The sequence below is a fragment of the Curtobacterium sp. MCLR17_040 genome, from assembly GCF_003234735.1.
GTDB lineage: Bacteria > Actinomycetota > Actinomycetes > Actinomycetales > Microbacteriaceae > Curtobacterium > Curtobacterium flaccumfaciens.
On the sequence record NZ_QKTE01000003.1, the window covers coordinates 126,274 to 146,537 of the forward strand.

The following is a 20,264-nucleotide window of genomic DNA, read 5'->3' on the forward strand; positions in this document are numbered from 1 at the left end:
TTCGCCGCGCCCGCGCACGCGGGCGGGCAAAATGCTCGCGTCCGCGCTCGCGCCTACCCCGCCATTTCGCCCGCTCGCGTCCGCGGCGTGACCGCGGGTCGGCGTGACCGCGGGTCGGACGGGAGGCCCGTGGCGGCCTGGCACCGGGCCTCCAGGCCGTCGCGGGCGAGCGGGCGAAATGCCGCTGTGCGTCGCGAAGGCGACCACGCCATTTCGCCCGCGCACGCGGGCGGCGCGCTTGGTGAGCAGAAGATGTCGAGTCCCGCAGCGCGAGCCGACATCTTCTGCTCACGAAGCGACGGGAGGCCCGACGCGGGCACGCCGCCCGCTCCGCCCAGCCCCGGCGCGTTCCCGGACCGGCCGGACGGACGGGACTAGCCTCGACGTGTGACCGGCAACGAGGAGGCACCTGTGACGACGACGACGCGGACCGAGAGCGACTCGCTGGGATCACGGGAGGTCCCGAACGACGCGTACTGGGGCATCAACACGTTGCGGGCACTGGAGAACTTCCCGATCACCTCCGTGCCGATCGCCGTGTACCCGGACCTCATCGAGGCCCTCGTCACCGTGAAGCAGGCGGCGGCGCGGGCGAACCGGGCGATCGGTGTCCTCGACGAAGAGCGCGCCGACGCGATCGACCGTGCAGCGCAGGAAGTCCGCGACGGAGCACTCCGCGAGCAGTTCGTCGTCGACGTCGTGCAGGGCGGCGCGGGGACGAGCACGAACATGAACACGAACGAGGTGCTCGCGAACCGGGCACTCGAACTCCTCGGGCGGGAGCGTGGCGACTACGCGTACCTGCACCCGATCGACCACGTGAACCGCAGCCAGTCCACGAACGACACGTACCCGACGAGCATCAAGATCGCGATGATCTTCGGGGTCCGTCGTCTGATCGTGCAGCTCGAAGAACTGTCCGCGGCGTTCGCCGAGCGGGGCCGCGCCTTCGCCGACGTGCTGAAGGTGGGCCGGACGCAGCTGCAGGACGCGGTGCCGATGACCCTCGGGCAGGAGTTCACCGGGTTCTCGCACACGATCCAGGAGGACGCGGACCTGCTCCGCAAGGTGATGCCGCTGCTCGCCGAGATGAACCTCGGCGCGACGGCGATCGGCACCGGGATCACCGCGGACCCGCTCTACCGCGACGAGGTCCGTCGGCAGCTGCAGGAGGCGAGCGGCATCGACGTCGTCACCGCCCCCGACCTCATCGAGGCGACGAGTGACGCCGGTGCGTTCATGACCCTGTCCGGCACCGTGAAGCGGAGCGCCGCGAAGCTCTCGAAGATCTGCAACGACCTGCGGCTGCTGTCGTCCGGTCCGCAGGCGGGCCTCGGCGAGATCACCCTGCCGGCTCGCCAGGCCGGCTCGTCGATCATGCCGGGCAAGGTCAACCCGGTGATCCCCGAGGTCGTGAACCAGATCGCCTACGCGGTCGCCGGGGCGGACACCACCGTGACGATGGCGGCGGAGAGCGGACAGCTCCAGCTCAACGCCTTCGAGCCGATCATCGCCCACTCGATCCTGCAGTCGCTGCAGTGGATGTCCCGCGGCTGCGCGACCCTGCGCGAGCACTGCGTCGTCGGCATCGAGGCGAACGAGGCGAAGCTCGCAGCCCAGGTCGACACGAACGTCGGCGTCGTCACCGCGCTGACGCCGTACATCGGGTACGCGGCCGCGGCGTCGATCGCGCACACGGCGCTGACCACCTCGACGCCGATCTCGACGCTCGTCGTGGCCGCTGGGCTGATGGACGAGGACCAGGTCATGCGGGTGCTCAGCCCGGCGCGGCTGTCGGGGATCGAGCTGGCGACGGGCGCGATCCCGATCATCACCGAGGAGATGCTGGACGCCGAGGCGCGCAAGCGCTGACGCGGGGCGTCCGCGCACGCCCGTCAGGGCAGCGGCCGCTCGCCCACCCGCACCTGCTGCGCCATCGCCCGCAGGTGCTCCTCGTTCGGGGTCAGCTCGGCGTCCTCTTCCTCGGCCACCCGCGCGGCCTCGGCCCGCACGTGCTGCGCGGCCGCGATGTCCTGGTCCCGCCAGCGCGCGAGCGTGAAGTTCCGCGTGACGTCCCGCAGCGGCAGCCGGATCGACTCGTCCGCCTCGATGCCGGCGAGCAGCTGCCGCATCCGGATCACCTCGGAGTCGAGCTCCCCGCCGACCACGAGCACGAAGTTCGAGATGTACAGGTACACGAGCAGCAGGATCGCGCCACCGAGCCACCCGTACGCGCGATTCCCGCCACCGAGGGTCTCCACGTACAGCGCGAACCCCACCGTGGCGATGGCCCAGGTCACGATCGCGAACGCGGCACCGGCCGACACCCACCGCAGCTGCGGGGTCTTCACGTTCGGCGTCGCGTAGTAGAGCACCGCCACCATCACGACGAGGTCGGCGGCCAGCACGGGCCACTTCACCACGTTCCACACGTCGTCGATCCAGGGCGCCCAGCCGAGCTGTCGGATGACGGCCTCGGAGATCGTCGGTGTGCCGAGCAGGATGACGATGGCGACGGCGCCGCCGACCATGACGAGCAGCGTGACGAGGAGCATCATGCTGCGGAACTTCCAGATCCGCCGGCCCTCCTCGACCTCGTAGGCGGTGTTCATCGCCCGTCCGAACGCCGTCGCGTAGCCGGACAGTGACCAGAGCGTCAGCACGACGCCGATCGTGAACCCGAGCCACGGGTTGTCCAGGGTCAGCAGCTGCCGGAGCGGCCCCTCGAGGTGCTGGGCGGTCTCCGGCCGGACGATGAACCCGAGGACCTCGACGATGTCGGTCAGGCTGTCGCCCTTGCGGTCGACGATGGACAGCGCCGACACGACCGCCAACGCGGTCGGGAACACCGTCAGGAGCGCGAAGAACGTCAGCGACGCGGCCGCGTCGACGACGCGGTGCCGGATGACCGAGTGGTAGGTGCGCCGGACGACGGCGCGGACTCCCGTCCGCTGGAGGTCGCGCGATGCGCTGTCCGGCATGTGTCGTACGGTACCCGACACGTGACGGCCGGGAGGCCCGTGGCGGGCCCGCCCCGCGCCTCCCGTCCGCCCTTCGGTCGCGTCGCGAGCTCCTGCAAGACACCGGTGTTCACGCTCCGCACCGCGGAACGCGGGTGTTCGACGTGCGAGCACCGGTGTCTTGCGCACCAGGACCGACCGGTCAGTTGGCGTGGGGGTGCAGGGCGTCGTAGCGGCGGAACGACGGGACCATCCGGAGCAGCAGCGCGACGAGGCCGATGATCAGCACGCCGCCGATGACCGGCGGGTACGCGATGCCGGCCGCGACGACCAGGCCGGCGTACAGGTCACCGAGCCGCGGGCCGCCCGTGACCACGACGATGAAGATGCCCTGCAGCCGACCGCGCATGCCGTCCGGCGACGCCGCCTGCAGGATCGTGTTCCGGAACACCGAGCTGACGTTGTCCGCACCGCCGGCCATCGCCAGGAACAGCGCCGCGAGCCCGAGCGCCGGCAGGATCTCGACGCCGAACGCCTCACCCGAGCGGCCGCCGAGCACGTGCGCCAGCGCGATGACCACACCGAACGCCGCGATCGCCCCGCCGTACGCCGTGATGGCCCAGCCGACGGCCTCACCCTGGCGTCGGACGTGCCCGAGCGGCCCGGAGAACACGCTCGACAGCAGCGCTCCGATCGCGTACGCGGCGGTCAGGGTACCGACGGTGATCGACCCGCCGCCGATGACGAGCGCGCCGATCGCGGGGAACAGCACACGCGGCTGCCCGAAGGTCATCGCGATGATGTCGAGCACGAACGTCATCGTGATGTTGCGCGATCGCCGCAGGAACTTCGCGCCCTCGATGAGCGAGCCGAGCCCCGGCCGCAGTGCGTCGTGGTCGGCGGCCATCCGCGGCAGCGTGAACACCCCGAGGAACGCGAACGTGAACAGCACGACGTCGATCGTGTACGTCGGCGCGAACCCGACGGTGGCGATGAGCACGCCGGCGATCGCCGGACCCACGGTGACCTGGAACCCGGACGCGATCCCGCCCAGGGCGCTCGCCGCGGGCAGCAGGTCGGTGCCGACGAGCCGCGGGACGATGGCCGAGCGGGAGGCGTTGCTGACGGTCGCCGCCACGGCGTTGACCGTCGCGAGCACGTAGAGCAGTGCGACGCTGTGCAGGTCGAGCCAGGCGTGCGTGGCGATCAGGGCGACGGCGACCCAGGCGATGATCGACGACACGAGCGCGACGAGGCGTCGGTCGAAGGCGTCCGCGAGCATCCCGCCGTACAGGCCGGCGACGATCATCGGCACGAGCGCGATGACGCCCACCAGGGCCACGGCGAAGGTCGAGCGGGTGATCTCGTAGACCTCGAGCCCGACGGCGACAGTGGTCATCTGGGTACCGATGCCGGCGATCGCCGTGCCGGCCCAGAGCCGGGCGAAGGCGGGGGAGCGGCGGAGCGGGGTGAGGTCGGCGAGCAGGCGGCGGCGCGGCGGTGCGGGAGTCGATGGTGTCACGGTGGAACCATTCTGCGGGCTGGACGCTCGTTGCGCGTGCCCGGTGCGCGCTCTGGTTGACTGATCCGCATGACTGACCTGAACAGCAAGCCCGAGTTCGACGCCCCCGAGGGCCCCGCCCCCACCGAGCTCGTCATCACCGACATCGTCGAGGGTTCCGGCGAGGAAGCGTCCGCCGGCTCGACCGTCAAGGTCCACTACGCCGGGGTCGAGTACGAGACCGGCGAGGAGTTCGACAGCTCCTGGAACCGCGGCGAGCCCATCGACTTCCCGCTCGCGGCCCTGGTGCGCGGGTGGCAGGAGGGCATCCCCGGCATGAAGGTCGGCGGTCGCCGCAAGCTCGTCGTCCCGCCGGAGCTCGCCTACGGCCCCGCCGGTGGTGGCCACTTCCTGTCCGGCAAGACCCTGATCTTCGTGATCGACCTGCTCGGGGTCCGCTGATGCAGGTCGGTGCCCCGACGATCGAGCTGAACGACGGCCACCGGTTCCCGGAGCTCGGCCTCGGCACCTACGGCCTGAACGGCGACGAGGGCGCTGCGGCGGTCGGCACCGCGATCGCGAGCGGCTACCGGCTGCTCGACACGGCGCTGAACTACGGCAACGAGGACGCCGTCGGCAAGGCCGTCCGTGAGTCCGAGGTGGCGCGCGAGGACCTCGTCGTCACGTCGAAGCTGCCCGGCCGGCACCACGGCTACGACGAGGCGCACCGCTCGATCGACGAGACCCTCGGCAACCTGGGGCTCGACCACGTCGACCTGTACCTGATCCACTGGCCGAACCCGTCGGTGGACAAGTTCGTCGACACCTGGAAGGCGTTCGTCGACCTCCGTGACAGCGGCAAGGTCCGCTCGATCGGCGTCTCGAACTTCACGCCCGAGCACCTGCGCCGGATCGTCGACGCCACCGGGGTCGCCCCGGCCGTCAACCAGGTGGAGCTGCACCCGTACTTCCCCCAGGCGGAACTGCGGAAGGTGCACCAGGAGCTCGGCATCGTGACCGAGAGCTGGAGCCCGCTCGCGAAGCGGTCGGAACTGCTCACCGAGCAGCCGATCGTCGACGCCGCCGCGGCGCACGGGGTGGCCCCCGGCCAGGTCGTGCTGCGCTGGCACGTCCAGCTCGGTGCCGTGCCGGTGCCGAAGTCGGGTGACGCCGCCCGCCAGAAGGAGAACCTCGACGTCTTCGGCTTCGAGCTGACCGACGACGAGGTGCAGGCGATCTCCGCGCTCGAGCGCGGTCGTCTGTGGGACGGCGACCCGGACACGCACGAAGAGATGTGACTCCGACGCGACCCTTCGGGGACAGCGGGGCTCCCGGTGGGCAGTACACTGGTTCCCCCTCTTCCCGAAGGGTTGCGTGTGTCCGAACCGACCGAGATCGACCGTGAACGCGGCTACGTCGACGGCCTCTTCCGTCGTCTCGACGAGCTGACCGCCGAGGCCGAACAGCGCCTCGCCGAGACCCGCCGACAGGCGGTCGGCGGGAACCACCAGAGCCGCAGCGAGCGCGACGCGTACGCGAGGCTCTACGAGGACACCGTCGCGACGCTCGAGCGGGTGGGGGACCGTCTGGTCTTCGGCCGGCTCGAGGTCGCCGAGCCCGACAACCCCGACGACACCTTCCGGTACATCGGCCGTGTGGGGCTGCGCGACTCCGAGCACCGGCCGCTGCTGCTCGACTGGCGCGTCCCCGGTGCCAGCGCCTTCTACCAGGCCACCGCCGCGCACCCGATGGGCATGCGGTCCCGCCGGCACCTGTCCCTGCAGGGCCGTCGCGTGGTCGGCGTCGAGGACGAGGTGTTCGACGCCTCGCTCTACGACGACGAGCGCACCCACCTGCAGGGCGAGGGGGCGCTGCTCGCCGCGGTGACCGCCGAGCGCACCGGCCGGATGACCGACATCGTCGCGACGATCCAGGGTGAGCAGGACCGCATCATCCGCTCCCCGCTCGAGGGCGTGCTCATCGTGCAGGGCGGCCCCGGCACCGGCAAGACCGCCGTGGCGCTGCACCGCGCCGCCTACCTGCTCTACTCGTACCGCGAGCGGCTGCGGGGCTCCGGCGTGCTCATGGTCGGCCCGTCCCCGGCGTTCCTGACGTACATCGAGCAGGTGCTCCCGTCGCTCGGCGAGACCGGTGTCGTGATGGCGTCGCTCGGCTCGCTCTACCCGGGCGTGCACGCGACGACGCACGACACCCGCGACGTCGCCGCCGTGAAGGGCGCCGCGCAGATGGCGTCACTCCTCCGCCGGGCCGTGCGCTCGCGCCAGGTCGTGCCGACCGAATCGGTCACGCTCGACATCGAGGGCGAGCGGCTCGTCGTGCCGCCGCAGCTCGTCGCCGACGCCATGAAGCGGGCGCAGGACCGCGGCAAGCCGCACAACGCCGCCCGCGTCACGTTCAACAAGACCGCCCTCGACGCGATGACCCGCCTGCTCGCCGAGCAGCTGCGGGAGCGTGGCACCACGGTGGACGAGGCCGACGAGAAGGTCCTGCGCGAGGACATCCGCAGCTCGTACGACGCCCGTGTGCTGCTCAACACCGCGTGGTTGCCGCTGCCGCCCGAGAAGTTCCTCGAGGACCTCTACGCCCGGCCGAACTGGCTCGCCTCGCTCACCCCCGACTGGACCCCGGAGCGCCGCGCCCTGCTGCAGCGCGCCCGCGGCACGGCCTGGACCGTCGAGGACGTCCCCCTGCTCGACGAGGCCGCCGAACTGCTCGGCCCGTTCGACCCGACCGGCGGCGCCGCCAAGCGCGCGGCGAAGGCCAGCCGGAACCGTGACATCGAGAACGCCCGCCAGGCCATCGAGAACATGGGCGTCGAGGGCATCGTCAGCGCCGAGCAGGTCGCCGGCTCGTTCGCCGAGGGCGGCGACCCCCGCTCCACCGCCGAGCGCGCCGCCGACGACCGCGAGTGGACCTACGGGCACATCGTCGTCGACGAGGCGCAGGAGCTCTCGCCGATGCAGTGGCGCGTGCTCGCCCGCCGCAACCCGCTGCGCTCCTTCACGATCGTCGGCGACATGGCGCAGGGTTCCTCGCCCGGTGCCGCACGCACCTGGGACGACGTCATCGGGGCGCTCGCGCGTCGCCGACGCGGCCGTGCGCCGCAGGTGCCGCTCGACCACCGCATCGAGCAGCTCACGGTGAACTACCGCACCCCGCGCTCCATCGTCGAGGCCGCCGGGGCCTTCGCGGACAGCGCCGGCCTCACGGTCACCCGCAACGAGGCCGTGCGGGACGGTGACCCCGTCGAGCGCGTCCGCGTCGCCCGGGCCGACCTGCTCGACACCGTCGTGGCCGTTGCCGACGCCGAGCGTGCCCGGATCGGCTCCGGCACCATCGGCGTCATCGTCCCCGAGGCCCAGGTCGACACGGTCCGGCAGCGGCTCGCCCGCACCGAGGCGGACGTCCGGGGCCTCGCCTCGCCGAACGCCGGCTCGCTCACGGTGCTGACGGGGGCGGATGCCAAGGGCCTGGAGTTCGACGGTGTGCTGCTCGTCGACCCGGACGGCGTGGGTGCCGACGCCGCCCGTGCCGCCGCCGCGGTGTACGTCGCGATGACGCGTCCGACCCGTCGCCTGACGGTCATCGACGTCGACTGACGGTCGCGCGCGTGTCCCCGCGCACTTCGTGAGCAGGAACGGTCGGGTCCGTCGGTCCCACGCGACCGTTCCTGCGCACGATCGGTGGGTGGTGGCGTCCCCGCGGGGCGGACGGGAGCCCCGGTGCGGGCCCGCCACGGGCCTCCCGTCTCAGGTCGGGTCGCCTTCGGACCGCACCCGCGCGACCAGGTCGGCCCACGGACCGTCGAGGCGGCGACCCGGGATCGTCACGGTGGTGCGCTCGACGGTGATCGTCCAGCTGAAGTCGTCGGGGACGGGCGCGGCCGTCGGTGCCGGGGTGCGCCGCAGCGCGTCGACGACGTCGGACCACGCCGTGGGGTCACTGCTCGTGTCGGTGTCGACCCGCCAGCGCCGTGTGGTGCCGGCGAAGCCCCCGGAGCGGCGGACCTCGATGCGCATGGCCCCGACGGTACGCCCGGGTGGCCTGCTCAGTCGAGCACGCCCACCTGCTGCCAGGCCTGACGGACCGCGGTCTGCTCGGCGGAACCGTCCCCGAACCGCCGCCCGGCCGCGTCGGCGGTGACGGCGGCGAAGCCCGCGAAGTCGATCGAAGCGGTCACCTCGGGCGACGTCAGAGCGTCCCACCAGACGGCGCCGGCGCCCAGCCACGCGGGGCCGCCGATGGCCGTGGCCGCCAGGAAGAACGCGTGGTTCGGGATGCCGGAGTTCGTGTGGACCCCGCCGGCGTCGTCCGTGGTGACGACGAAACCGGCCATGGTCGCCGGCTGCGGGTCCTTCCCGAGCACCGGGTCGTCGTACGCGGTGCCGGGGGCCCGCATCGACCGGAGCGCGTCGCCCTGCACGGCGTCGGTGAACAGCCCCTCGCCGATGAGCCAGCTCGCCTGCTCCGCCGTCTGCCCCGCCGCGTACTGGGCGACCAGGGAGCCGAAGACGTCGCTGATCGACTCGTTGAGGGCGCCCGACTGGCCCTGGTAGGTCAGGTCGGCCGTGTACTGCGTGACGCCGTGCGCGAGCTCGTGGCCGATGACCTCGAGCGCGACGGTGAAACGGCGGAACACCTCGTCGTCGCCGTCGCCGAACACCATCCGGCGGCCGTCCCAGTAGGCGTTGTCGTAGTCCTGGCCGTAGTGCACGGTCGCGTCGAGGGGGAGCCCGGCGCCGTCGATCGACACCCGGCCGAACACCTCGAGCCAGAAGGCGTGCGTGGCGCCGAGGCCCGCGTACGCCTCGTCGACCGCGGCATCACCGGAGTCGGCGTCGCCCTCGCCCCGGACGACGGTGCCGGGCAGCGTAGTGGTGCCGCGCGCGTCGGTGATCGTCCGCTGCGGCGAGCGGTCGACGGCACCCCTGACGCTGCGCGGTGCGACCAGGTGCGCGTGCTTCGGCGCCTGCACGGCGTCGAGGGAGGCCAGCGCAGTGCGGGCCGCCGAGGCCGCCCGGGGGAACGCATCGGCACCGGCGACGGCGCGGAGCAGGTAGGGCGGGACGACGGAGCGGATGCGGTCGGTCGCGGTCATGCGCACATGCAACCACCGGGCACCGACACGGCCCTGCGCGGGCCGTCTCGTGGCGGGGTCAGTCGCGCTTGCGGTGCTCGACGAGGGCCAGCGCGTACGACTCCCACCACTGGCCGGCCGCGGGGCCGCCGTTGCAGGTGCCGTCGCTGAGCCCGGGCGTCTTCACCCAGAGCAGGGCGTCGAGCCGGGTGCTGCCGCCGGTGACGTGCGGCTCCTGGCCGAGGCCGGCGCCCTCGGGGTTGCACCAGGTTCCCCGCCACCCCTGCCCGTTGCGGGAGACGTCGATGACGAAGTGCGGGTCGCCGCCGATCGCGTCGGCGAGCTCGTCGGCGTACGCGCGCTCCTGGTCGACCCGGTAGAAGTTCGACACGTTCGTGAAGAACCCCTGCACCTCGTCGACGCCGGCCTGCCGCAGCCAGTCCGCCATGGTGGCGGTCGGCACACGGTTCTCGTTGCCGCCGTCCAGGTACACGGTGAGCCCGTGGCCGGTCAGCGCGTCGACGGCCTTCCGCAGCAGGGGCAGGCGTTCGTCGCGCAGCCGCTCGCAGTTCTGGATCTGGGCGATCGAGTCGGGCTCGACGAGCACGACGGCGTGCGAACCGGCCATCGCCCGGACGGCGGACCGGACCCACGGCAGGTAGGCGTCGTCCTCGGTGCCGCCCTTCGAGTAGCTGCCGCAGTCACGGTCCGGGATGTTGTAGAGGACGAACACGGGGGTGCCACCGCGTTGCTCGGCCGTGCTGACCACCGACCGGATCGTGGAGCGGGTCTCGGCCCGCGAGGTGTTCGTCAGCCACGTCGCGATCGGCTGGTCGGCGATCACCGCGATCTGCTCGGCGGTCTGGGTGTCACCGTCGGCACGGGCCTGGCGCTCGCGGAGGCCGGCCTGGTTCACGGCGGTCGGCTGGCGCGCGAGCCCGCCCGGGAACGCCTCGGCCGCGGACTTCCGCTCGGCGACGCTGCGGCCGCTCGGGGTACGGTCACCGTCCGGCTGGCCGCCGTTCCACGGGCCGACGACCACGAGGGTCGTGACGACCGCGGCGACGACGACGGCCGCAGCGGCGATCCACCCCCACTGCCGCAGGCCGCCGGTGCGGTTGCGGCGTGGGGTGCTGGGTGCCTCGTGCTCCGGCATGCTGCGGTGCTCCTGATCTGACCGTGCGGTGTCGGTGGTGCGGGCACCGATCGCGCCCGGACCCATGCTGACAGGAGCGGGGGAGTCCTGACCAGCGCCGATCCGCGATCGCCCAGGTGTCGCACCGACGGCTGACAGGAGCGCTCCAGCGACCGCGCAGGACCGTGCAGCACACTGTGCGGATGTTCCGTCGACTCCTCCTCCTCGCCCTGACCGCGGGCTACGCCTGGGTGATCTGGCGGATGACGCTGACCCCGCAGGTCTTCACCTCGGCCCAGAACTCCCTCGTGCTGCACGCGATCGCCTGGGTGCAGCAGCTGCCGCACGGTGCCTGGTTCACGTACGAGCGCACCGAGTTCCTCGCCAACATCGCGATGTTCGTGCCCGTGGGGATGCTCGCGGCGCTGTGGTTGCCCCGGCGCTGGTGGATCCTCGGCGCGCTCGTCGCGGTCGCCCTGTCCACGGGCATCGAGTTCGCGCAGGCCACGTACCTGCCGTACCGCGTCGCGGACCCGCGCGACGTGCTGTCGAACGGCCTCGGCGGACTGCTCGGCGCGACGCTGGTCGGACTCGTCCGCAGCCTGCTGCCGGAGCGTCGTCGCCGACGCCGTCTGCACCCCAGGACAGCCTAGGACTCTGGTAGTCTTGTGCGGTTGCCGTCGAACGGCCGCGGACAAAGAGCGCTCGTGCATCAGGCACGGGCACCGCGCAACGGACAGGAAGGGGATCACCATGGCACTTGACGCACAGGTCAAGCAGGAGATCATCGAAGAGTACGCGACCCACCCGGGCGACACCGGATCCCCCGAGGTCCAGGTCGCCGTTCTGACGCGTCGTATCAACGACCTGAACGAGCACCTCAAGGAGCACAAGCACGACCACCACTCGCGTCGTGGCCTGCTCCTCATGGTCGGTCAGCGTCGCCGTCTCCTCGGCTACCTCTCCGACGTCGACATCGCCCGCTACCGCACGCTCATCGAGCGCCTCGGCCTGCGTCGCTAGTCGACCGACACACGCTCGACCGAACGCCCCGGACCTCTTCGTGAGGACCGGGGCGTTCTTCGGTCCGCGGGGCGTTCGACGGTCGGCGGGGCCCCGCTCCGACCGCGCTCCGTCCTCGGTCGGTCGCGAGGTCGGTCACGACACCTCGCCCGCGCTCGTGCGGCGGTCACGACTCGTCGGCCACCACGGTCCCACTCGACACTTCATGACCGATCGGCGGCCGGCGCGCGGGGAGTCGTGACCGATCGGCACGCTGTTCGATGGCGGGAATGGTTGCGAGGGCAACCCGGTTGGATGCTATGTTCATGCAAACGCATCGAAAGTCGGGAAGCATCATGACCACCATCGCCGTCGTCTCCGCCGGACTCTCCGAGCCCAGCTCCACCCGCCTGCTCGCCGACCGCCTGGGCGAGGCCGCCGTCGCGTCACTCGTCGCCGAGGGCACCCCGGCACACGTCGTGCACGTCGAACTCCGGCCGCTCGCGCACGAGATCACCGACGCGATGCTCACCGGCTTCGCGGCCCCGGCATTCTCCGCAGCGATGGCCGCCGTGGTCGAGGCCGACGCCGTCGTGTTCGTCACGCCGATCTTCACCGCGGGCGTCAGCGGGCTGGCGAAGTCGTTCCTGGACGTGCTCGACAAGGACTCGTTGGCCGACATGCCCGTCCTGCTCGGGGCCACCGGCGGGACCTCGCGGCACTCCCTCGCGATCGACCACGCCCTGCGGCCCGTCTTTGCGTACCTGCGCGCGGCGATCGTGCCCACCGGGGTCTTCGCCGCGACCGACGACTGGGGGACCGACGGTGACGCGGCCGCCCTGGACGGTCGCATCCGCCGGGCCGGAGCCGACCTGGCCTGGGCGATCCGGGCCTCCAGGCGGGCCCCGCAGGAAGCCGATGCGCTCCCCGCGACCCCGGACTTCGCGAGCCTGCTCGGCGGCCTCGGTCACTGATCCGCGTCCCACCGCCGTCGACGGGAGCGCGTGCTCTTAGACGGACCACAGGGTTCGTACGGTCGGTGCGCGGCGGGTGCGCGGCTGGCTCATCGGTGCCCTCGGGAACCTCGTCATGACGACGAGGAGCACCGATGGACACCAGAGGCAGCGGCAGGCGATCCGCACGGATCACGAGTGCGCTCGTCAGCGTGGGCGGGCTCGTGGTGGCGATGGTCACCGGTGCGGGGCTCTGGCTCGGGCACGAGCAGGCGAGCACGAGCACGAGCACGAGCAGTGACACGAGCACGAGCAGCTCCAGCAGCAGCGAGTCGAGCAGCAGTGCCGACACGAGCACGAACACCGACTCGTCGACCCAGCCGACCGACGCCGCGACCGGCTCGACGAGCGAGTCCGGCACGACCGACTCCGGCACGAGCGACTCGGACACCGGCGTGTCGCAGGGCACCACCGGCGGGACCTCCGACACCACGACGACGGGGTCGTGACCGTGCGCGCCGCCACCGAGTGGGAACTCTGGACCACGACCGCCCGGCTTGTCCTCGACCACCGGGACCGTCGGCACCTCGCTGCCGCGGAGTCCTGCGTCCGGCAGGTCACCTCCGCCGTCGACGCCGCGTGCAGCCGCTTCCGCGACGACTCCGAACTCACCGCACGCGCCGACGACCTGGTGCGTGGCACCGAGGTGTCGCCGCTCCTCGCCGCACTGGTGCAGCAGGCGCTCGACGCAGCGCGGCTCTCGGACGGCGACGTCGACCCCACCCTCGGGCGCCGCATGGTGTCCCTCGGGTACGACGCCGCCTTCGCCGACGCCCGGCCGGTCCCGTCGCCCGAGGCCCTGTCGCGTGCACTCGACGACCGTCCGGCGTGGCAGCGCATCCTGCTGTCGGGTACGTTCCTGCGCATCCCCGAGGGCGTCACCCTCGACCTCGGTGCCACGGCGAAGGCCGCTGCCGCCGACATGGCCGCGGCGAGCATCACCGCACGGCTCGGCATCGGGGCGCTGGTGTCCCTCGGCGGTGACGTCGCGACCGCCGGCCCGGATCCGTCCGGCGGCTGGCAGGTGCGGGTGGAGGACCTCGAGGGTGACCCGGTCGACCACGTCCGGATCGCCTCGGGGTGGTCCGTGGCGACCTCGAGCACGCAGAAGCGCCGCTGGGAGCAGGACGGCACCGCCCGGCACCACATCCTCGACCCCCGGTGGGGTCTGCCCGCCGAGCCGGTCTGGCGCACGGTGACCGTCGTCGCCCCGTCGTGCACCACCGCCAACACGATGACGACCGCCGCCGTGGTGCGCGGTCGCACCGCCGCCGAGTGGCTCCGGCAGAGCGGACGCGCCGCCCGGCTGGTCGCCGCCGACGGCACGGTCGTGCGGCTCGGCGGCTGGCCCGACGACCAGGGCACCGACCTCCAGCGCGCCGACGACGACCGATCGGCGGTCGCCTGATGGACACCGCGCTCTGGGTGATCGGCCGGGGTTTCGGGGTCACCGCAGTCCTGCTCCTCACCCTCACGGTGCTCCTCGGCATCGTCACCAGGGGCGGACGACCGCTGCCCGGACTGCCCCGGTTCGCCGTGCAGCTCGTGCACCGGGACGTCGCCCTCGCCGCCACCGTGTTCGTCGCGGTGCACGTGGGGTCGCTGCTGCTCGACACCGAGGCCGAGCTGCGCCTCCTCGACACGGTCGTGCCGTTCGTCGGCGCCGACCGGTGGTTCTGGCTGGGGCTCGGCACCCTGGCCGTCGACCTGCTCGTCGTGCTCGTCGTCACCGCACTGCTCCGCCGCGCGATCGGCCCGCGGGCCTTCCGCGCGGTGCACTGGGCGGCCTACGCCATGTGGCCGATCGCCCTGGCCCACGCGGTCGGCACGGGGACCGACGGCACCTCCGCGTGGTTCCTCGTGCTCGCCGGCGTCTGCACCGCGGCCGTCGTCGGCGCCGTCGTCTGGCGCTGCACCGCCCGTGTCACCGAGTTCCGTTCCGCGAAGCTGGAGGTCGTCCGATGACCCTGACCCACCCCCGCACCGTCGTCCCACCCACCGGCACCCGACGGCTCCTGGCCGCACCCGGTCCGACGCGCATCGACCACGAGGACACCTTCGGCCCGCTCCCGCAGCTCGGCCCGTGGGTGATCGACGAACTCGGCCGCGCCGGCGTCGACGGCCGCGGCGGAGCCGGGTTCCCGCTCGCCCGGAAGCTCGCCGCAGTGACCGCCCGCGGCCGCCGTCGGGGTCGGGGTGCGCCCCTCGTGGTCGCGAACGCCGCCGAGGGCGAACCCGCCAGCCGCAAGGACGCCGTCCTGCTCGAGCGCGCACCGCACCTGGTGCTCGACGGCCTCGTCGTCGCGGCCGCCGCGATCGGTGCCTCCGAGGCAGTGCTCGCCACGAGCGACCGACTCGCCGGTCCGGTCCGCCGGGCCCTCGCGGAACGCGCCGACCGTGGTGCCGACCGCGGCGGCGATCCCGTGCCGATCAGCCTGCGGGTCCTGCCCCACGCCTCCTTCGTCTCCGGGGAGGCCAGCGCCCTCGCCTCGGCCGTCGCCGGTGGCCGGGGTTTGCCCGAGGACCGCGTGGTGCGGCTCGCCGAACGCGGGCCGAGCGGGCGACCGACCCTGGTGTCGAACGTCGAGACCCTCGCCCAGGCAGCACTCGTCGTGCGCTTCGGGGCGGCGTGGGCCCGGGGCGTCGGCAGCCCGAGTGCCCCCGGCACCCGGCTCGTCACGGTGAGCGACGTGACGGACCCGACCACCGCGGTGGTGCTGGAGACCGCCGGGGGTGCGCCGCTCGGGGAACTGCTGCGGGCCTCCCGGCTGCCGGTGACCGATCCGGCGCACACGCGCGCCGTGCTGGTCGGCGGATGGGGCGGGACGTGGCTGCCGGCCGCGGCCCTCGACGCGTCGTTCGACCCCGAGGGACTGGCTCGGTGGGGTGCCGCGCCCGGGGCCGGGGTGCTCGCCGTGCTCGACGACCGGACCTGCCCGATCGCGGTGACGGCGCGGCTGGCGACGGCGCTCGCCGGAGCGTCGGCCGGACGGTGCGGACCCTGCGTGAACGGGCTGCCGCGGATCGCCGACGTCGTCGGGGACCTGGCCTCGGGGCGAGCAGCGGGGGACCTGGCGGGCGAGGTGCGTCGGGTGGCCGCGCTGGTGGACGGTCGCGGTGCGTGTCACCACCCGGACGGTGTGGCACGGATGGTGCGGAGCGCGCTCGACGTGTTCCACGACGACGTGCAGGCGCACCTCGGTGGCCGGTGCCTGCTGCGGCGCGGGGGTGCGTGGTGAGCGGGGGCGCGGGTGCAGGCGCGGGTGTCGTCTCGCTGCACGTCGACTGGACGCGCTGCCGGGGCCGGGGGTTGTGCACGGAACTGTTCGCCGAGCGGCTCGAGCGCGACGAGTGGGGCTACCCGGTCGCCCGAGCCGGCGCCCCCGGCGACCCCGGCGCCCCCGGCGCCCGGGCCGGAGGCGACCCCGGCGATCCCGGTGTCCGGGCCGGCAACCCGGGCGACCCCGGCACCCCCGGTGCCGGCACCCGCGACGTCCCGGTCCGTCCGCACGAGCGGGCCGCTGCGGCCGACGCCGTCGCGATGTGCCCCCTGCAGGCGCTCCGACTGGTGGAGCGGTGAGCAGCCGGCGACCGGCGCCCGGCCGGCCCAGCGCTCAGTACCAGTGCGGGTTGACGCTCATCTCGTGGCCCCACGCCCCGCAGGGTGAGCCGTAGGCGCTCTTGATGTACGCGAGCCCCCAGTCGATCTGCGTGTTCGCGTTGGTGCGCCAGTCGGCTCCGGCGACCGCCATCTTCTCGGCCGGCAGCGACTGCGGGATGCCGTAGGCGCCGCTCGAGGCGTTCAGGGCGTTCGCCCGCCACCCGGACTCCTGCGTCCAGAGCGACACCAGGCACGAGAACTGGTCGGAGCCCCACCCGTACGACCCGAGCGCGCTCCGTGCGTAGGCCTGCGCGGCCGCGGGGTCCACGGCGACGCCTCCGGTGCTCGGGTAGGACGAGCCGGTGCCGCCGCTGGTCGCGCCGCCGCTGGAAGCGCTGCTGCCGGCGTTCGCCGCGGCCGCGTTCGCCGCCGCCTCGGCCGCAGCCGCTGCGGCCCGCTTGCGCTGCTGCTCCGCCTTCTGCGCGGCGACCCGCTGGCCGAGTTCGTACCCGGCCTCCTGCTTCGCGGTGCTGTCCTTGAGCGACGCGAGCTGCGCGTACAGCTCGTCGCTGTGCTGCTCCGTCGACTCGACGGCGGCGTCCGCCGCCTGTTGCGCCGACTTCGCCGCGGCCGAGCGTTCCTCGGCCGCCTGCGCGCGCGTCGCGCGTTCCGTCTCGGCCCGCTCGGCCTGCTCGTGCAGCGACGACGCCGTGCCGGCCGCGACGGACGCGTCGTCCATGACGCCGGCCCAGGTCTCCGACAGCTGGTCGAGGGCGCCGAGCTGGTAGAGCAGCTGGTCCGGGTTCTTCGCGGTCGCGATGCGGGTGGTCATCTGGTTCGTGCTGCCGTCGCGGTACAGGTTCGCGGCCAGTTGGCCGGCCCGCTGCTGGGCCCGGTCCGCCGTCTCGCTCGCGTGCTGCGCCTGGGCCTGGAGGCTCGTGGCGGCCTGGGTGGCCGACGCCAACTCCGACTCGGCCGCGTCCGCCTTCGACGAGGCCACCAGGGCGGCCTGCGACTTCGCGGCGGCTTCGTCCTGCGCCGACTGCAATGCGGCCTGCACCTTCTGCACCTCGGCGCGCTTGGCGGTCTCGTTGCCCTTGGCGCGCTGGACGTCCTGCCAGGTGGGGTACTCGGTGGCGTTCGCGGGGGCAGCGGTCAGGGCCGGGGCGACGAGCGCGCCGACGACCACGGCGGCCGCGACGAGCACGCCCCGCGAGGGGGTGAGGCGCATGTCGGCAGGCTACCGATGTTCACCAGGAGTCCAGCGAGCCGCGCCGCCGACAGCCTGAGGACTGGTAAAGTCCATCGTGTCCGAGGACTCATTCCCCGGACGTCACACACAACACTGCGCAGGCCGGGCACGGAGCTGGTCATCGGTGGTGGCTCGCGGGCCGGAACGGTTTCCCGAGTGCTTCTACTGCTGGCCAGACATGCGTCCGGAACGATCGGCGCGCACGCACCATCGAGTGCCGTCGCCATGGCCTGCCGGAAACACATCAAGGAGGCGCCCTTTTGGAGGGTCCCGAGATCAAGTTCGCCGAAGCCGTCATCGACAACGGCAAGTACGGCAAGCGCACCGTCCGGTTCGAGACCGGTCGGCTCGCACAGCAGGCCCAGGGCGCGGTCGCCGCGTACCTGGACGAGGAAACGATGCTCCTCTCGGCCACCAGCGCCGGCAAGCACCCGCGTGAGGGCTTCGACTTCTTCCCGCTGACCGTCGACGTCGAGGAGCGTTCCTACGCCGCCGGCAAGATCCCCGGTTCGTTCTTCCGTCGTGAAGGCCGTCCGTCGACCGAGGCCATCCTCGTCTGCCGTCTCATCGACCGGCCGCTGCGTCCGTCGTTCGTCGACGGCCTCCGCAACGAGGTGCAGATCGTCATCACCGTCCTGAGCATCGCTCCGGACGAGTTCTACGACGCGCTGGCGATCAACGCCGCGTCCGCGTCGACGCAGATCTCCGGTCTGCCGTTCTCCGGCCCGATCGCCGGTGTGCGCCTCGCGCTCATCGGCGACCAGTGGGTCGCGTTCCCGAAGGCCTCGCAGCTCGCCGACGCCGTGTTCGACCTGACCGTCGCCGGTCGTGTCGTCACGGACGAGGCCGGCAACGAGGACGTCGCGATCATGATGGTCGAGGCGGAAGCCACCGAGCACGCCTGGGACCTCATCCAGGGCGGCGCCACGAAGCCCGACGAGGCCATCGTCGCCCAGGGTCTCGAGGCGGCCAAGCCGTTCCTCAAGTCCCTCGTCGACGCGCAGGCCAAGCTCGCCGCGCAGTCGGCCAAGGAGATCCAGGACTTCCCGGTCTTCCCGCCGTACGCGCCCGAGGTCTACTCGGCCGTCGAGGCCCTCGCGCTCTCCGAGCTCGGTGACGTCTACAAGATCGCCGCCAAGACCGAGCGTCAGGACGCCGACGACGCACTCAAGTCGCGCGTCAAGGCCGCCATCGCCGAGCAGGTCACCGCGGGCTCGCTGCCCGAGGTCGCCAACTCGCAGGTCGGCGCCGCGTACAAGTCGGTCACGAAGAAGGTCGTCCGCGGCCGCATCCTGACCGAGCAGATCCGCATGGACGGCCGCGGCCTCGCCGACATCCGTCCGCTCGACGCCGAGGTCGCCGTGATCCCGCGCGTCCACGGTTCGGCGATCTTCCAGCGTGGCGAGACGCAGATCCTCGGCGTCACCACGCTGAACATGCTCAAGATGGAGCAGCAGATCGACTCGCTGTCGCCCGTCACGAAGAAGCGCTACCTGCACCACTACAACTTCCCGCCCTACTCGACCGGTGAGACCGGCCGCGTGGGTTCGCCGAAGCGTCGCGAGATCGGGCACGGCTTCCTCGCCGAGCGCGCCCTCGTGCCGGTGCTGCCGTCGCGTGACGAGTTCCCCTACGCCATCCGTCAGGTCTCCGAGGCGCTCAGCTCCAACGGCTCGACCTCGATGGGTTCCGTCTGCGCCTCGACCCTGTCGCTGCTCAACGCCGGTGTGCCCCTCAAGGCCCCGGTCGCCGGCATCGCGATGGGCCTCGTGTCCGACACCGTCGACGGCCAGACCCGCTACGCGGCCCTGACCGACATCCTCGGTGCGGAAGACGCCCTCGGCGACATGGACTTCAAGGTCGCCGGTACCTCGGAGTTCGTCACCGCGATCCAGCTCGACACCAAGCTCGACGGCATCCCGTCGACGGTGCTCGACGCGGCGCTCAAGCAGGCCAAGGAGGCCCGCTCGGCCATCCTCGGTGTGCTGAACGAGGCCATCGACGCCCCCGACGAGATGGCGGACACCGCTCCTCGCGTCATCTCGGTGCAGATCCCCGTCGACAAGATCGGCGAGCTGATCGGCCCGAAGGGCAAGACGATCAACGGCATCCAGGACACCACTGGTGCCGACATCTCGATCGAGGACAACGGCACCGTCTACATCGGCGCCGTCGACGGTCCGTCGGCCGAGGCCGCTCGTGCCCAGGTCAACGCGATCGCGAACCCGACCAACCCGGAGATCGGGGACCAGTTCCTCGGCACCGTCGTGAAGATCGCCACCTTCGGCGCCTTCGTGTCGCTGCTCCCGGGCCGTGACGGTCTGCTCCACGTCTCCGAGGTGCGCAAGCTCGCCGGTGGCAAGCGTGTGGAGAACGTCGAGGACGTCCTCGGCGTCGGCCAGAAGGTCCTGGTCGAGGTCACCAAGGTGGACGACCGCGGCAAGCTGTCGCTCGCGCCGGTCGTGGCCGACGAGACCGAGGGTGACTCCACCTCGGCCGAGACGGTCCGCGCCCACGCCGAGGACCCGGCCGAGGGCTGATCCTCCCCGCGTCCTGACGCACGAACGGCCGCCGTCCCTTCCGGGGCGGCGGCCGTTCGCCGTTGCGGGGCAGGTGCCACGCGTGCGTTGGCCGCGCGTGCTTTCGCGGTCAGCGACACCTCACGGGCACGGCGCCGCGTGAACTGTCGCTGTGCGCGAAGG

19 protein-coding genes are annotated in these 20,264 nt (G+C 72.5%); 13 read left to right on the forward strand and 6 right to left on the reverse strand.

The features are described 5' to 3' along the window. Nucleotides 1-411: 411 nt before the first annotated feature. Nucleotides 412-1,872 (forward strand): aspartate ammonia-lyase, encoded by a 1,461-nt coding sequence (locus tag DEJ01_RS04520; RefSeq protein ID WP_258375292.1) that lies wholly within the window; start codon nt 412-414, stop codon nt 1,870-1,872. A gap of 23 nt (nt 1,873-1,895) precedes the next feature. Here DEJ01_RS04520 and DEJ01_RS04525 read toward each other — a convergent pair whose 3' ends face one another. Continuing rightward, nucleotides 1,896-2,981, reverse strand: a complete 1,086-nt coding sequence (locus DEJ01_RS04525; RefSeq protein WP_111092313.1) for a YihY/virulence factor BrkB family protein — start codon at nt 2,979-2,981, stop codon at nt 1,896-1,898. Between the two features lie 181 nt (nt 2,982-3,162). After that, on the reverse strand, nt 3,163-4,482 hold the full coding sequence (locus DEJ01_RS04530) for an MFS transporter (RefSeq protein WP_084741172.1): 1,320 nt from the start codon (nt 4,480-4,482) through the stop codon (nt 3,163-3,165). Between the two features lie 69 nt (nt 4,483-4,551). Here DEJ01_RS04530 and DEJ01_RS04535 point away from each other — a divergent pair, with 69 nt between their 5' ends. The 3 genes from DEJ01_RS04535 (at nt 4,552) to DEJ01_RS04545 (ending at nt 8,081) form a co-directional block, all read left to right on the forward strand. Further along, a complete protein-coding gene (locus DEJ01_RS04535; protein ID WP_173035534.1) occupies nt 4,552-4,923 on the forward strand; it encodes an FKBP-type peptidyl-prolyl cis-trans isomerase in 372 nt (123 codons plus the stop codon). Continuing rightward, nucleotides 4,923-5,759: an aldo/keto reductase gene (locus tag DEJ01_RS04540; RefSeq protein ID WP_027464743.1), complete on the forward strand. Its 837-nt coding sequence runs from the start codon at nt 4,923-4,925 to the stop codon at nt 5,757-5,759. The genes DEJ01_RS04535 and DEJ01_RS04540 overlap by 1 nt, the downstream gene beginning before the upstream one ends. A 78-nt stretch (nt 5,760-5,837) precedes the next feature. Further along, nucleotides 5,838-8,081: an ATP-binding domain-containing protein gene (locus DEJ01_RS04545; protein ID WP_258375639.1), complete on the forward strand. Its 2,244-nt coding sequence runs from the start codon at nt 5,838-5,840 to the stop codon at nt 8,079-8,081. 150 nt (nt 8,082-8,231) lie between these two features. Here the strand turns inward: DEJ01_RS04545 and DEJ01_RS04550 are convergent, their stop codons facing one another. From DEJ01_RS04550 to DEJ01_RS04560, 3 genes are read right to left on the reverse strand one after another with little or no spacing between them, the layout of a single operon-like run. Continuing rightward, the gene (locus DEJ01_RS04550; RefSeq protein ID WP_071405582.1) at nt 8,232-8,501 is read right to left on the reverse strand and encodes a protealysin inhibitor emfourin; all 270 of its coding nucleotides are present in this window, start codon (nt 8,499-8,501) and stop codon (nt 8,232-8,234) included. A 29-nt stretch (nt 8,502-8,530) separates the two neighbouring features. Further along, nucleotides 8,531-9,580, reverse strand: a complete 1,050-nt coding sequence (locus DEJ01_RS04555) for a M4 family metallopeptidase (RefSeq protein WP_111092315.1) — start codon at nt 9,578-9,580, stop codon at nt 8,531-8,533. Nucleotides 9,581-9,638: 58 nt separating this feature from the next. After that, entirely contained in the window at nt 9,639-10,715 is a 1,077-nt protein-coding gene (locus tag DEJ01_RS04560; RefSeq protein ID WP_146245002.1) for a glycoside hydrolase family 6 protein, read from the reverse strand. 182 nt (nt 10,716-10,897) lie between these two features. Here DEJ01_RS04560 and DEJ01_RS04565 point away from each other — a divergent pair, with 182 nt between their 5' ends. The 8 genes from DEJ01_RS04565 to DEJ01_RS18065 all read left to right on the forward strand — a co-directional run bounded on the left by DEJ01_RS04565 (nt 10,898) and on the right by DEJ01_RS18065 (nt 16,289). Next, nucleotides 10,898-11,347: a VanZ family protein gene (locus DEJ01_RS04565; RefSeq protein WP_084741173.1), complete on the forward strand. Its 450-nt coding sequence runs from the start codon at nt 10,898-10,900 to the stop codon at nt 11,345-11,347. Between the two features lie 100 nt (nt 11,348-11,447). Next, a complete protein-coding gene (gene rpsO / locus DEJ01_RS04570; RefSeq protein ID WP_017885935.1) occupies nt 11,448-11,717 on the forward strand; it encodes a 30S ribosomal protein S15 in 270 nt (89 codons plus the stop codon). 335 nt (nt 11,718-12,052) lie between these two features. Continuing rightward, nucleotides 12,053-12,670, forward strand: coding sequence for a CE1759 family FMN reductase (locus tag DEJ01_RS04575; protein WP_111092316.1), 618 nt, complete (start codon nt 12,053-12,055; stop codon nt 12,668-12,670). A 134-nt stretch (nt 12,671-12,804) separates the two neighbouring features. After that, the gene (locus DEJ01_RS04580; protein ID WP_146247549.1) at nt 12,805-13,158 is read left to right on the forward strand and encodes a hypothetical protein; all 354 of its coding nucleotides are present in this window, start codon (nt 12,805-12,807) and stop codon (nt 13,156-13,158) included. Continuing rightward, entirely contained in the window at nt 13,155-14,117 is a 963-nt protein-coding gene (locus tag DEJ01_RS04585; protein WP_111092318.1) for an FAD:protein FMN transferase, read from the forward strand. The genes DEJ01_RS04580 and DEJ01_RS04585 overlap by 4 nt, the downstream gene beginning before the upstream one ends. Then, on the forward strand, nt 14,117-14,674 hold the full coding sequence (locus DEJ01_RS04590; protein ID WP_071405587.1) for a ferric reductase-like transmembrane domain-containing protein: 558 nt from the start codon (nt 14,117-14,119) through the stop codon (nt 14,672-14,674). Before DEJ01_RS04585 ends, DEJ01_RS04590 begins: the two co-directional genes overlap by 1 nt. Further along, the gene (locus DEJ01_RS04595) at nt 14,671-15,948 is read left to right on the forward strand and encodes an NADH-ubiquinone oxidoreductase-F iron-sulfur binding region domain-containing protein (protein WP_111092319.1); all 1,278 of its coding nucleotides are present in this window, start codon (nt 14,671-14,673) and stop codon (nt 15,946-15,948) included. The genes DEJ01_RS04590 and DEJ01_RS04595 overlap by 4 nt, the downstream gene beginning before the upstream one ends. Beyond that, nucleotides 15,945-16,289: a ferredoxin gene (locus DEJ01_RS18065; RefSeq protein ID WP_309147057.1), complete on the forward strand. Its 345-nt coding sequence runs from the start codon at nt 15,945-15,947 to the stop codon at nt 16,287-16,289. Before DEJ01_RS04595 ends, DEJ01_RS18065 begins: the two co-directional genes overlap by 4 nt. Nucleotides 16,290-16,323: 34 nt before the next feature. Here the strand turns inward: DEJ01_RS18065 and DEJ01_RS04605 are convergent, their stop codons facing one another. Then, nucleotides 16,324-17,541, reverse strand: a complete 1,218-nt coding sequence (locus DEJ01_RS04605; RefSeq protein WP_111092321.1) for a hypothetical protein — start codon at nt 17,539-17,541, stop codon at nt 16,324-16,326. 281 nt (nt 17,542-17,822) lie between these two features. On the opposite strand from DEJ01_RS04605, the gene DEJ01_RS04610 reads away from it, so the two are divergent. Then, the gene (locus tag DEJ01_RS04610) at nt 17,823-20,102 is read left to right on the forward strand and encodes a polyribonucleotide nucleotidyltransferase (protein ID WP_110864729.1); all 2,280 of its coding nucleotides are present in this window, start codon (nt 17,823-17,825) and stop codon (nt 20,100-20,102) included. The last annotated feature ends 162 nt before the right edge of the window (nt 20,103-20,264 follow it).

What these genes read in the sequence shown, in the direction of transcription:
- DEJ01_RS04525 (WP_111092313.1), bottom strand. Translation starts at nt 2,981, where the DNA reads ATGCCGGACAGCGCATCGCGCGACCTCCAGCGGACGGGAGTCCGCGCC.
- DEJ01_RS04535 (WP_173035534.1), top strand. Translation starts at nt 4,552, where the DNA reads ATGACTGACCTGAACAGCAAGCCCGAGTTCGACGCCCCCGAGGGCCCC.
- DEJ01_RS04540 (WP_027464743.1), top strand. Translation starts at nt 4,923, where the DNA reads ATGCAGGTCGGTGCCCCGACGATCGAGCTGAACGACGGCCACCGGTTC.
- DEJ01_RS04550 (WP_071405582.1), bottom strand. Translation starts at nt 8,501, where the DNA reads ATGCGCATCGAGGTCCGCCGCTCCGGGGGCTTCGCCGGCACCACACGG.
- DEJ01_RS04555 (WP_111092315.1), bottom strand. Translation starts at nt 9,580, where the DNA reads ATGACCGCGACCGACCGCATCCGCTCCGTCGTCCCGCCCTACCTGCTC.
- DEJ01_RS04560 (WP_146245002.1), bottom strand. Translation starts at nt 10,715, where the DNA reads ATGCCGGAGCACGAGGCACCCAGCACCCCACGCCGCAACCGCACCGGC.
- DEJ01_RS04565 (WP_084741173.1), top strand. Translation starts at nt 10,898, where the DNA reads ATGTTCCGTCGACTCCTCCTCCTCGCCCTGACCGCGGGCTACGCCTGG.
- rpsO (WP_017885935.1), top strand. Translation starts at nt 11,448, where the DNA reads ATGGCACTTGACGCACAGGTCAAGCAGGAGATCATCGAAGAGTACGCG.
- DEJ01_RS04575 (WP_111092316.1), top strand. Translation starts at nt 12,053, where the DNA reads ATGACCACCATCGCCGTCGTCTCCGCCGGACTCTCCGAGCCCAGCTCC.
- DEJ01_RS04580 (WP_146247549.1), top strand. Translation starts at nt 12,805, where the DNA reads ATGGACACCAGAGGCAGCGGCAGGCGATCCGCACGGATCACGAGTGCG.
- DEJ01_RS04590 (WP_071405587.1), top strand. Translation starts at nt 14,117, where the DNA reads ATGGACACCGCGCTCTGGGTGATCGGCCGGGGTTTCGGGGTCACCGCA.
- DEJ01_RS04595 (WP_111092319.1), top strand. Translation starts at nt 14,671, where the DNA reads ATGACCCTGACCCACCCCCGCACCGTCGTCCCACCCACCGGCACCCGA.
- DEJ01_RS04605 (WP_111092321.1), bottom strand. Translation starts at nt 17,541, where the DNA reads ATGCGCCTCACCCCCTCGCGGGGCGTGCTCGTCGCGGCCGCCGTGGTC.